Source organism: Lysinibacillus odysseyi 34hs-1 = NBRC 100172 (genome assembly GCF_001591965.1).
Classification (GTDB): Bacteria; Bacillota; Bacilli; order Bacillales_A; family Planococcaceae; genus Lysinibacillus_B; species Lysinibacillus_B odysseyi.
Genome location: NZ_BCVX01000006.1, coordinates 60,862 through 73,454, shown reverse-complemented (window position 1 = coordinate 73,454; position 12,593 = coordinate 60,862). Strand labels below are relative to the sequence as shown.

The following is a 12,593-nucleotide window of genomic DNA, read 5'->3' as shown; positions in this document are numbered from 1 at the left end:
CGATCTTTGGGAAAAGGCTAACACCTCGGGTATTTTCATATCAAATCGCAAAAAGAGAAATTGCGCTGTGCAATTTCTCTTTTTGCTTGAACTTAAATTAATGATGTTTTACACTTGGTAACTTCTTTACTGCCTGCCGTTACCGTTACCGTTACCGTTACCGTTACCGTTACCGTTACCGTTACCGTTACCGTTACCGTTACCGTTGCCGTTACCGTTACCGTTGCCGTTGCCGTTGCCGTTGCCGTTGCCGTTGCCGTTACCGTTACCGTTACCGTTGCCGTTGCCGTTACCATTACCTGGCTTTACAACGCTCACATCAAACGTTAGTGTGTGCTCACCGTAAGTTACTGTAATCGTCGTATTACCTTGACCTTTTCCTTTTACAGTACCTTCTTTTACAGTAGCTATTTTATCATCTGCTACTTCATACGTTGCAAATTTCGTCACATCTTTTTCTGTTTTTTTACCTTCAAAAGTAGTTACTTCAGTAATCGTAACCTTAGCTTCTTTACCAATTCTAGTTTCCACGTGAGCTTGGTCGATTTCCAGTGTTACTACTGGGGCTTCTACAACAGGTGCCTTAACTGTAACATTTACCGTTACTTCATTATCGCCGTATGAAATAGTAATGGTAGTCGTGCCTTCTCCAACTGCCGTTACTAATCCATTTGCTACTGTTGCGACGTTTTCATCTGCGACAACATAAGTAGCTTTTGAAGTTACGTCCTCCACAGTTGCATCACCTTCAGCAGGTGTTGACGTTTCTGTAACCGTAAGCTGTGCAGTTTCTCCAGCTGTCAGGTCTAGCGTAGTTGGGTTTACGGAAAGTGCTGTTACTGGTTCTACTGCTTCTTTTTCATAGATCGTTGCTTCGCCAACATTCCCCGCAGCGTCAGTAATTACTACTGATACAGCAGTCGTTTCTGCTGTTACTGGGAATGTGAAGCTGCCGTCTTGATTTAATTCAAAAGCAACCGGCGCTTGTACTTCGCCATTTACCGTCGCAATATAGGAAGCTTTTAATTTATCATTTAGGTTATAATCTAGACCATATAAATATAACTCTTCATTGTAGTCGATATACTTATCTGTTACTTGTCCTGTAGCGACACCTTCCGCTACTGAACCAGTAATTGCTGGTTTCGTCGTTTTTACTACAATTGGTCCAACATAATCCGAAACTGTTCCTGATGCTGCAAGACCAGTGAAGTCAATTGTATATAGTCCGTCCGGAATCGTTGTGGCAGGTTCTGATCCCCAAGGCTTGTACTGCCCGCCAACATTCAGCGTATAAGAGCCTTTACCTAGCGCAGTACCTGAATGTAAATAACCAATATAGCCGTCCCCGTATTCTCCGCCTTCAGGATTCATAATATCCCAAATCTCGATGTAGTTAGTTGTTACATCTCCTGTTAAGGTAAATGAAAGTACAGCTGAGTCTTTCACACCGTCTCCGTTAAATGACAGGTCTGTTTCTGTAATTTTGAAATCTTTAATTTCCGTTGCTGCTGCGCTGCCAAAGTCAGCTGCGAATGGCAATGAAATTTCAGTAGCACCATTACTGATGTAAATATACCCCAGTATTTCAGAGCCGTTTGGTGCTGAAGCTTGTGAAGCAGTTAATGTAATATTTAAAACTTGCTCACCAGCTAGATTGAATGTTGGCTGATCTACTGTAACTGTTGCATCACCAAATGTTTTTGTCACATCAACTGATACATTATAATTGCCGCCGTTTCCTTTAATATCTTTTACTAAAACTTGTTTCGTTACAGAAATATCTCCGTCTTTAAGTGATTGTGGACCGAAAGTAACTGTACCTTTTAGGTTTTCTGCAACTGCCCCAGTTCCATCTAAAATAGCGCTATCAAGTGCATAGGCAAGGATTTCCGGATGTGCTGCTGCATAAGCATTTACACGCCCTGCACCTTGAGAAAATACATCATATTTTGTTTTATCTAAAACCTTTGCTGTATTAGAAAGCGCCACTTTTACATCAAAAGCACTCCAATTAGGATTTGCTTGTTTAACTAATGCAGCAATACCTGTAATATGCGGTGTTGCCATAGAAGTTCCCGTTTTACGGGCATATGCTTCCCCGTAATCTGCATCTGGGAAATCTTTTTTATACATTGGAATCGTTGACATAATGTTTGTTCCAGGTGCACTTACATCTGGTTTAATATCAAAGTTTGGTGTAGATGGCCCACGCGAACTTGAAGAGTTTACTTCATCTCCCAGTGTCTTTGTAGAAGCAAAATTACCAAAGCTTACTTTCCCTGTTCCGCCTGCTAATGCAGCACGAATTGCATCACCATCTGTTTGGGACATATCAAATGTTGGCAGGAAATCAAATGAATCACCGAGGAATGTGCCTGAAATATCCGGTGCATTTGTTCCGCCGGCAAAGTTATGAATAATTGTCGCGACTGCTCCATTTGCCTTTGCATTCGCAATTTTATCAACAAATGCGATACCACCACGAGAAATCAATGCCACTTTACCTTCTACATCAATTCCCTCAAAGTCTTTACTTTCTCCGTTTCCAGGAATAGCAACAAGATCAAACTCTCCTTGAAGCTGTGTTGCTAAATCTTTCCCGAAAGTCGTTCCCATTAATGGAAGCTGTTTTGTTAATTTATAGTTGCCCACTGTAACATTCACTTTCCCGTTATACATTACTTCAGGGTTTGTTGTGTTACCAACAGCAATCCCTAAACGAGCAGTTGCAGGCGTTCCCATTGTTCCGCGGTTTGGACCAGAGTTTCCTGTTGCAATTACTCCGATTGTTCCAGCCATCATTGCGTTATTAATAGCAAATGAACCGGCATCTGTTTCAGAGTTAGCTCCGCCGCCAAGTGAAAGATTGATAATGTCCATGTTTTCTAGTACAGCAGTTTCGATTGCTTTAACAATACCGGATGTAGCTCCGCTTCCATATGCCCCAAGAACACGGTAAGCATACAAGTCTACTTTTGGAGCAATTCCTTTAATGCCGAATTCGTTAGCTCCGATTGCTGCAATTGTTCCGGCAACATGTGTACCGTGGGAAGTATAGAAAGAACTTCCGTTTGAATTAAATTCAGGTACCCCGGCTGGGCGCTCCGAAGGCGAAGTTTCCGATGCATCGTTATCTGCACGAGGCTTCGTGTAAGTTGATGAATGTGGAATGAAGTTTTTTCCACCTTTATAAATTCCAGCAAACTCAGGGTGATCTGCATCAATACCAGTATCTAATACTGCTACTTTTATCCCTTGTCCTTCAATTCCTTCATTCCAAAGCTGTTCGATACCAAGGAAGGAAATACTTGTATTCATTTGAGCTTCTAATTCATCTTCTTTAATAAGATCTGATGATTGCGCCGTATTATCTTCCGATGCGTAAACAGTTGCATCAGGCTCGATTAGTGTAATTCCTTCGACTGTCAGCAGTTTCGGAAGGTCATTTGCTTTCACAGTTGCCGCAAAACCGTTTAAAACAGTATCAAATGTGTATCCTTGCGTCATCTGAATTTTTTTAGCATCTAACTCTTTTTTTACATGTGTTTGTTGTGCTTTTACATTTGCACGAACTTCATTTGCCCGGGCATTAGAGAATTTTTTTCCTCTGACTTGGCTCATACCTTGCTCTAACGCCACAGGCTTTTCAGATAAATGAACGATGACTGCTACTTCTTGATTGCCTGATACATTTTGCAAGCTTTCATGAAGGGTTGGACCATCTTTAGATAAGCTTAGCTGTTCAGCAATAGCCGCCTTTAGTTGGATGATACTTTCACTTTGACCATTCTGCTTGAATGGTTTCAGTTCTTCAGCACCAGCATTCGAGAATGGAACTAATAAAGAAAGCACCATAACGAAAGCTAGAATACTACTAAAGAATTTTGTAAACTTAAAATTCTTCAAATCTCATTTCCCCTTTACCTGAAATTTTCACACTTTTCAGTTTAGTGCGACAATACTAATTTATCATAAGAAAATTAATACGAATATCGGAATTTCAGGACATTCCAAAATATTGATAAATAGTATTAGTTTATCAAACGAAGATTAAAGCTATTTTCCTAGTAGATTAATAATAGAATAGATCTTTCAAACGAAAAGTTACTTATCTTCATTTATTGAATTTCCCAAAGGTTTGTCATATAAATGAACAGTTATAGAATCAAATACATAAAAAGATTTTTCCCTTGCACGAATAGACGAAAATGAATCGTATTATGAAGTGAAGGAGGTTGGATATGAAGACGATCGCCGGCTTACATGTGCATGAGATAGTTCAAACCTATAGCGATACATTAATACGAATTGCCGTGCAGCAGACAAAAAATATGTCTGAGGCTGAGGATATTGTTCAAGAGGTCTATATGACACTGATGAGACAGAAAAAGCCCTTCGAGAGTAAGGAGCATTTAAAGGCTTGGCTCATCAAAGTGACATTTAATAAATGCAGGGACTACTTTAGGTCTTCACGTGTCAAGAAGACAATACCGATTACAGAAGAGATGAACTTTATTGCAAAAGAGGAACAAATCGTTCTCCCTGAAATTTTTCAGCTTGATGAAAAAGAAAGAGCCGTTGTTTATTTGCATTATTATGAGGGCTACACGACCGCAGAAATTGCCAATCTATTAGAGATGAACGTAAATACGGTAGGTTCAAAGCTGAGAAGGGTACGTACGAAGCTGAAAACCATCTTAGAAGAGGGGAGTTAAGTGTGATGAGTGCTTATAAGAAAGTGATGAAGCAGATTCATGCATCCGAAGAATTTAAGAACAAAATGCAAAAAGAGATGATGGAATATGAGAAAAGAGAAAAGAGAATCCCTATGAAAAAAATAAGTTTAATCGGTGGGGGATTAGCAGCTTGTGCAGCAATTGCTGTCATGGCTTTAACAAATATAAATAATGATGTATCAATAGATTTGACGGATAGAATTGAGGTAAATAATTCAGGTCCTGCTGCAAAAGTAATGCTTAATATTGAAGGCGTAATAACTGAAGTGGGAGAGGACGGAATGAGCTTTACGCTGGATAACGGAATGAAAGTAGTCGTTACAGATGAGACAGAATTGGGGATAGATGGCCCGACAGCACCCCCTAAAGAAGAACAGTTATTTGAGCCAACATTTAGAGTAGGCAATCTAATCGGCGGTTTTACGGAAGATACGAATGCAGATCCAGTTACGGCAGCAGCCATTTATACTAACTGGAATTTTGAGGATCCGATTCGGTAAGGTGGCTAAATTTAAAGGATTCGAGCGTGAAGAATGACGAACTTAATAGCAATGCTATTACTCAGTTGAAGACTATAAGTAATTAGGGACTTTCAAAAAAAAGTACCAGCCTGTATAAAGGCTGGTACTTGTCCGTTTCCAAAATGCAATTGTCTCTAGTCTCTTACTCAGCAGTTTCTGCAGCTGATGATTCTTTATGCTGGATATGGCTTGTAATCCAGCCGATGCTGAAAGCAAGTAGAAGGTAAATGAGTAATATACCTCCTTGTGTGACTAGGTTTGACCAGCCGCCGAGAGAGATAACTTCCTGGAAGCTCTTTAATGAGTGCGCCATTGGTAAAACTCCACCAATTTTAGCTAACACCGGATTTCCCAGTTCCCCCGGGAAAGTTCCGCCGCACGTTGCTAGTTGGAAGACTAGTAAAGTGACGGCCAGTAATTTACCGAGATTTCCAAAGAGAATAATAAGCATTAGGATAAAGGTCATGAAAGTTAATGATATGACCATGCTTGACAGGATGAATAACGGTACACTTGCTACTGCTAGTTTAAAGCCAAACAGAACGATAAGGTCCACGATAATTGTCTGAATTAATCCCACTACGTAAACTAATCCTAATTTATTGATAAAGTGAACAGTACCTGTCACTTTTAGAAGTTCTCTACGTCCCAGCGGCAGAATATTGGCTGCCATAATGCCTCCCACAAATAAAGCAAGGGAAAGGAAATAAGGGGCGATACCAGTTCCGTAGTTTGGAACATCAGATAAATCGGATGCTACTAGTTTAATTGGTTGTGCAAACATCGTTGTAGTAGAGTCATTGGATTGAAGAGTAGACGTTTTTTCTGCTGCTTCGTTTAGGTTTGCCGCTAACTTATTTGAACCGGCTGCCAAAGAAGAAAGCCCGTTTTGCAGATCCGTTAGACCGTTTGATTCTTGACTGATTCCGTCAGCGAGAGTTGTGATGCCGGTATTAAGTGCTGCATAACCTGTCATCCATTTTGTAAATCCGCCCGCAAATTCAGTCGTACCCTCATGTAATTGTTTAGCTCCTTCTGTTGCCTGAGCTATTTTTTCCCCAAACGTTTCCATACCGGTTTGAAGGGAAGTTTGACCAGCAGCGATTTCTTTTGCTGCTGCATCCGTCTGTTCTTGACCGGCTTTTAAGTTAGTCTGTGCTGCGGATAAAGCCTGTGATAAAGCAAGAATTTGCTGGAGCTTTTGATCCTGCTCCGCTTCCGGATGCTCTTTTACATATTGAGTCAATTGTTCTTCTAAATTCTTGGCAGTAGTAGCTGCCTGTTCTTGTCCTTGCGCCAATTTTGCATTGCCGGCGGACCAGTTTGTAACGCCCTGGCTTACTTGATTCATTCCCGATTGGAGGGAGCGCTCTCCTTCTGTCAGTTGCTGTAACCCTGTGTATAAAGAATTAGAACCTGCCGTGAGGGCATTTACACCAGTAGATAAGCTCTTTTGTCCAGCTGAAAGTTCCGTGCTGCCTGTCTGAAGCTTTTGTGCTCCTTCATCTAGACGTTGAATACCATCAGTTAATTGGCCGCTTCCATTTTGTGCATCAACTGTCCCGCTATAAAGTTTCTGTGCTCCGTTTCCTGCCTCGGTGAAGCCAGTTGAAACATCATGGAATTTAGTTAGAATCGTTTCCGAGTAGAACTTTGTGATATTGGCGTTAAGCTTTGCTTTCATTTTTTCAACGGCCGTTGTAGAGATTTGTGAGGCTACATAGTTTTTCCCTGGATTGACTTCGTAGAAGAGTTTTGCCGGTTTTGGAGTTTTATCCATTACCGTTGCAATGTTTTTAGAAAAATCCTTTGGAATCTTGATGACCATATAATAGTCGCCTGCTTTAAGCCCTTTTTGGGCGGTGTAATCAGAGACAAATTGGAAATTTAATTCATTGCTTTTCTTCAATTCATCAACGAAATCATCACCGATATGAAGGGATTCATCATCGATAGCAGCGCCTTCATCCAGATTCACGACTGCGACGGGAAGTTTATCCAGCTGTCCGTATGGATCCCAATATCCTGCTAAAAAGAATCCAGCGTATATTAAAGGAACAAGTGTAAGGAAAATCAAAGCGATTCGCCCATGCTTATGTTTCCAAATAGCGCCTAAGTCTTGAAATACTAATTTTAATCCTTTCATGAAATATCCTGCCTTTCTTTAAATCATTATTTCATCATAATTTAATATGTTAATGTTGTATAATACATAAAAAGTTATTGCATAATAGATTTAAGTCTATGATGAAAGGGGAATCTACATGGAACTTTTGCAATTAAAGTACTTTCAAACAGTTGCCCGTCTAGAACATATGACGAAGGCAGCTGAGCAACTTCGAATTGCCCAGCCATCGCTCAGTAAAACAATTTCCCGTTTAGAGGAAGATTTAGGAGTAGATTTATTTGACCGGGAAAACCGGAAAATCAAGCTGAATGCAGCAGGGAAGATTTTTTTAAACCGCGTAGACCGGGCTTTTGCGGAATTGAATGAGGGGCAAAGAGAGCTAAATCAATTTATTGATCAAGATCAGCGGAGTATTACGTTAGCGGTTACGATTCCGAGAGTGTTGCCTGCATTGTTAGGCTCATTTTTATCAAAATATCCTGATATAAGGTTTCAGCAGTTTTTAAAATCCGTTTCGGCTATGAAAAAAATGTTGTTGGAAGGTGAATTGGATTATTGTATTTCTTCCGTTCCAATTGAAGGGGATGGTATTAAGTGGGAACCTCTCATTACAGAAGAAATATTTTTAATCGTGCCGCCTGATCACCGGTTAGCAGGCAGAGAAAGCGTTCGGCTTGAAGAGGTGAAGAATGAGGCATTTATCGGCATGAATACAGGGTACGGCTTCCGCAGCTTAACGGATCAGTTTTGCAGGGAAGCAGGATTTGTCCAGAATATTGCCTTTGAAGGTGACGAACCTACTGTTATTTCAGACCTGGTTAGGCAGGGGCTGGGTGTTGCTTTCGTGTCTGAATTATCATGGGAACCAAAATCAGCGGAGTTTCCGCATAAACTTCGAATAGACGAGCCATCCTGCCAGCGGACTATCGGATTAACCTGGTCCGAAAAGCGCTATTTTACGCCAATTGCTAAGCAGTTTCGCCTGTTTGTATTAGACTACTTTTTAGCACTTTCCGAAAATTGATTAAAGGCCCTTCTTCTGGCTAGAGGGATTGTACTGTGGAAGAGTGAAAGATTATGTATATTCTTGAAAGTGAGGGGGAGTAATCGAATCCTGTATAGAAGAGCCTTGCCGCATGTTATTGTAGGAAGGCTCCTCAAAGCTGCTTGATTTTTATTCTACTAAACTGCCAAATAGTTTACGTATTTATCTCCACAAGGTATTCGTCCCCTTAGTAGATGAATCCAACTCTATGGGTAGCTTACTGTCGGCTGATTGAAGGAGTGCCAAATGCAAATCTGTTTTAGTTTGTAAGCTTTCTCATCATGAATTCAAGCGGACCTCTTTTAAATTTCTTTTTCCAAATGATTGAAAATAACATACTCCCTGCAAAGAATAATATGGAAAATATTAGGATGAATTCAAGTGTTTGATTTGCCGATCTGCTTAACAGAGCCAATATCGCGATACCTACAAACACGTGGCTTACATAATGAGTTAACGTTAGCTGACCTGTTTTAATGAGGGCATTTAGTAACCAATTGCCAGAGAATTTTCTCGTAACATAAATGGAAATTACTACGATAAGAACAGCTGAAGAGGTATTGGATATCAAGTAGAATAAATTTGGAGGAATGGGTCCTGTTTGAAATAAATAGGCTGCGCTGTCTACATCTAATAGGCTTAGAGAAAAATGAAGAAGCATGCTGGATGTGAATTCGGAAATCATGAAAAAGAACAAGGCAATTACTGCTGTTTTTTTTATTACCACCTTATTTGACAATTCAAATCTGCCTATCAGCATGCCTACTAAAAAGAAACAGATCCAAGGAAATAGGGGATGATATCCATTGAACAGTAAATTTCTCAAAAATCCTTCCATTGTCCAAAAGTCCATGTATTCTATAAATGGCTTATCGGGATTCCATCCTTTTAAATAATTGCTTGTAACCTGCATAATTTGTGCCGTTAGTCCAAAAAGGGAACAAATTATTATAATAGTCTTATTGGAAGCTGCTATGAGAAATGAAGCAATTAACATGAACACACCGTAGTAGTGTAGAATATCTCCAGTCCAGTCTACTGCGTATAAAACCATACCTAATAGGAATAGAAAAGCGGATCTTTTCCATAAACTCTTTCGGTTCTTCCTCATTAGTATAGGAGAGGCTTCATTTCTAGCCTTGCTAGTCATTAAGGACGTACCAATACCAGCCAGCAAAACAAAAAGTGCAGATGCTCTTCCTTGGAAAAGATTCGTAAACCATATTAACCACTCTGGTCCATTACCCTCAGCTCCAGTAATTACGTTATAGTTAACAACAAACATGCCAAATAACGCCAATGCTCTAGCAACGTCCAGACCCTCTATCCGCTGATTTGGAATTTGATGTTTAGTCATTTCTTACACTCAAAAGCACACTTTTCACGGCTTCCTTCCATATCCCTTTGTAATCCAATTCAAGCCCTGTCAGTATAAAATTACCGATATTATCTATAACCATCGCAAGCATATTGGATTTGGATTCTACATTTTCCTGATTAATGGCCCCAATAGTAACACCATGATTCATTAGCATACTAAAGCTTTCAAAATAGCCCTTCTGTATTTTATTTAACTGCTTCATGTATCGCTCTTTCCTTGTGGCTAATAAAATGTACTCATTAAATATTTTATTGAAATGGACATCCTTTTCCTGTTCTTCTATCATTTGAAATCCAATAGTAAGCAAATATTGTTCAAAGTTATTTACTGTTAAATCTTCTACTGTGAATGCATATTGATCCATGATTTCCTTGCAGATTTCGTCAAATAGAAAATCAATCAGTTTTTCTTTCGAATCAAAATAATAATAAATAGCCGGCTTTGAAATGCCTACCTCTTTTGCAATCATCGCTAAACTTGTTTTATCGAATCCATTTTCCGCAAACATTTTATAAGCTGTCTCTACAATAAGGCCATAAGTTTCTTCCCTATTCCTCATATCATCACCTCTTTATTTACTTACCGGTCGGTAAATTGATAATAACATGAATTAAAGATAAAGTGAACAGTTTACTTTTAGGCATTTTTTATGGTCCTGCTAATGCATACTAAGCTCTGGCATTGCAGAACCACAAACTGTTGGGTGAATGTACCATTTCTGCTATGCTATCATTAATAAAGAAGATGCAGCTGTTTTGAAGGGGGGTATGAATAAATGAATAACCTTGAAGATTTGGAAGAAGCAATTATCAATGAGCCGATTGTAAGAGGAGGAACGTATACATATTTCATTTCAGGGACGGAGAACTCATTTACGAGCGGTTATTTTCCGATTGCTGATAATGAGGCTTCATATGATGGAGACATAACGATTGAGCTCTTTGAAAAGTATGCCGATGAAATTGAAGTGCTTATGAAAGGACAGGGCATTCTGTGTATGAAAGTAGATGCCGGTACATTAGTTGAAAGTTGCTTAATCAAAGATGCAAATCCTGAACTTTTTGATATCGATGTCTATGAGTTGTTGAATTATCAAAGGTATGGTTTGGAGCCAAAGAAAGAGAACAGAAAAGAGGTGCTGCAGCAATCGCTGAAGGCCGAAAAAATTAAACAAACACTAGTCTTTGCATGTTATATGAATGACAAGGAACGGATTAGGGAACTGGCTGCCAGTGCGAAAAAATCCCATTTGGATAAGGTCTTGAAATATAGCGGCACTCCTTTGCAGTTTTGCAGCAGGTACGACAATGTTGAGGCATTCCGTCTATTAGCTGAAAAAGGCGCAAATGTAGGGAAGCGGGTTATGGCACAAACACCGCTTGAAATTGCTTTTACATACTCGAGTGATATTGTAAATTATATTCGTTCGGCGTTTCCGGATATTTACGAAAAGGAAGTAAAAAAGAAAGGCTTCGGCATTGCTCTTCGTTGTCAGGACGAGGCGCTGCTGGAGGATATTTTAAGGTGCATCGGCGACATGAACGAAGAAGGGAAGCCATTTCCGCCGCTGCATAGTTTTGCGGATTATGATAATGTTGCCGGAATCCAGTTTCTTCTGGAGCACGGTGCCGATATTGAATGCAGGAATCAGTATAAACAAACAGCTCTCCATAGGGCGGTGAGAGCAAGGAATACTGCTGCTGTTGATATGCTGTTAACATACGGTGCCGACATTCATGCTAAAGATTCTGATGAAAAAACAGCTGTGGATTTAGCAGACGCCAGCGAAAATAAAGATATTATTAATCTGCTGCGCATTTAGCTGCGGGTCAATCATCATGTAAGCTATAGGAAACTCACAGAGGAGGAACGTAAAATGAATAAGGAAAATTTTAAGGAAATAATTGAGCAGTCGGATATTGGAAACCATAAAGAGTATCTGCTACAGTATTCAAGACCTGCAATTGACATCCTTAAAAAACAAGAAGCAGACCTGCGGTTGGGATGCAGCCGTTTCGGGGGCGCACCTGATTTACCGATCGGCAGCGAATGGCCTACATATGGGACGAAGCCATACCGGTTTATCGGCCAAATTAATTTTGCGGAAATACCGCCAACCGAAGCAGGTCTGCCGGCAAAGGGTCTATTTAGCCTTTTTGCAGCGGATATACTTCCTGATGACGACTCTGACCCTGATTTAGAGCCTTTTGAGGATGGATATATTCATGGTATATACATTCCTGACCCTGCCAATTTAGAAACGATACTCCCGCCATATTCCGAAACAGGTGGGGCTGTAGTGGTTGAGTTTTCCCCGACAATTGATATTCCTTATGACGAATATCAGCTGAAGGACTCGCCGTTTACGGAAGAGGAGAGCGAGATCTATACTGAACTGCGAGAGTCTTTACATAAAAGCCCAGACTATCTTCTAGGCTACCCTTCGCATTATTCATTGGGCTATAATCCGACGCCTGAAGGAGAATGGGTCTCACTCTTAACCATTGATTCGGATGATGATCTGGAATGGTGCTGGCATGACGGCGACAAATTAATGATATTTATCGAAGCAGCCCGATTGAAAAATCTAGACTTCAGCAGTTTGAAAGCTGACGCAGGCTGAAAAGCAGCCCGGTTAGAAGCAGCTTTAGCTCTAGAACAATATTGCGGTTTGTTATAGGATAAATGGATGTGTCTTTTCTGAAAAACGACCTTATATAAGACCATGAAAATGAGATTCTCTTCATTTCATGGTTTTTTTACTGTTTACATAAATAGT

9 protein-coding genes are annotated in these 12,593 nt (G+C 40.1%); 5 read left to right on the top strand and 4 right to left on the bottom strand.

What is annotated here, in order from left to right; genetic code table 11:
* Window positions 1–126: 126 nt before the first annotated feature.
* Window positions 127–3,909, bottom strand: a complete 3,783-nt coding sequence (locus tag BOD01S_RS11090; protein WP_052124815.1) for a S8 family serine peptidase — start codon at window positions 3,907–3,909, stop codon at window positions 127–129.
* Window positions 3,910–4,244: 335 nt separating this feature from the next.
* On the opposite strand from BOD01S_RS11090, the gene BOD01S_RS11085 reads away from it, so the two are divergent.
* Window positions 4,245–4,718 carry an RNA polymerase sigma factor gene (locus BOD01S_RS11085; RefSeq protein ID WP_036153922.1) on the top strand — a complete coding sequence of 158 codons (474 nt, stop codon included), beginning with the start codon at window positions 4,245–4,247 and terminating at the stop codon, window positions 4,716–4,718.
* Between the two features lie 5 nt (window positions 4,719–4,723).
* A complete protein-coding gene (locus BOD01S_RS11080) occupies window positions 4,724–5,239 on the top strand; it encodes a hypothetical protein (protein ID WP_233153138.1) in 516 nt (171 codons plus the stop codon).
* Window positions 5,240–5,402: 163 nt separating this feature from the next.
* On the opposite strand, the gene BOD01S_RS11075 is transcribed toward BOD01S_RS11080, so the two are convergent.
* Complete coding sequence (locus tag BOD01S_RS11075; RefSeq protein ID WP_036153926.1) at window positions 5,403–7,406, bottom strand: YhgE/Pip domain-containing protein; 2,004 nt, start codon at window positions 7,404–7,406, stop codon at window positions 5,403–5,405.
* Between the two features lie 118 nt (window positions 7,407–7,524).
* Between BOD01S_RS11075 and BOD01S_RS11070 the strand changes: the two genes are divergently transcribed.
* Window positions 7,525–8,412: a LysR family transcriptional regulator gene (locus tag BOD01S_RS11070; protein ID WP_036153928.1), complete on the top strand. Its 888-nt coding sequence runs from the start codon at window positions 7,525–7,527 to the stop codon at window positions 8,410–8,412.
* 280 nt (window positions 8,413–8,692) lie between these two features.
* Here the strand turns inward: BOD01S_RS11070 and BOD01S_RS11065 are convergent, their stop codons facing one another.
* Window positions 8,693–9,790, bottom strand: coding sequence for a DUF418 domain-containing protein (locus BOD01S_RS11065; RefSeq protein ID WP_036153930.1), 1,098 nt, complete (start codon window positions 9,788–9,790; stop codon window positions 8,693–8,695).
* Window positions 9,783–10,373: a TetR/AcrR family transcriptional regulator gene (locus BOD01S_RS11060; protein ID WP_036153932.1), complete on the bottom strand. Its 591-nt coding sequence runs from the start codon at window positions 10,371–10,373 to the stop codon at window positions 9,783–9,785. Before BOD01S_RS11060 ends, BOD01S_RS11065 begins: the two co-directional genes overlap by 8 nt.
* Before the next feature lie 216 nt (window positions 10,374–10,589).
* Between BOD01S_RS11060 and BOD01S_RS11055 the strand changes: the two genes are divergently transcribed.
* Window positions 10,590–11,636, top strand: coding sequence for an ankyrin repeat domain-containing protein (locus BOD01S_RS11055; RefSeq protein WP_036153934.1), 1,047 nt, complete (start codon window positions 10,590–10,592; stop codon window positions 11,634–11,636).
* A gap of 54 nt (window positions 11,637–11,690) precedes the next feature.
* Complete coding sequence (locus tag BOD01S_RS11050; protein WP_036153936.1) at window positions 11,691–12,437, top strand: YwqG family protein; 747 nt, start codon at window positions 11,691–11,693, stop codon at window positions 12,435–12,437.
* Window positions 12,438–12,593 lie beyond the last annotated feature (156 nt).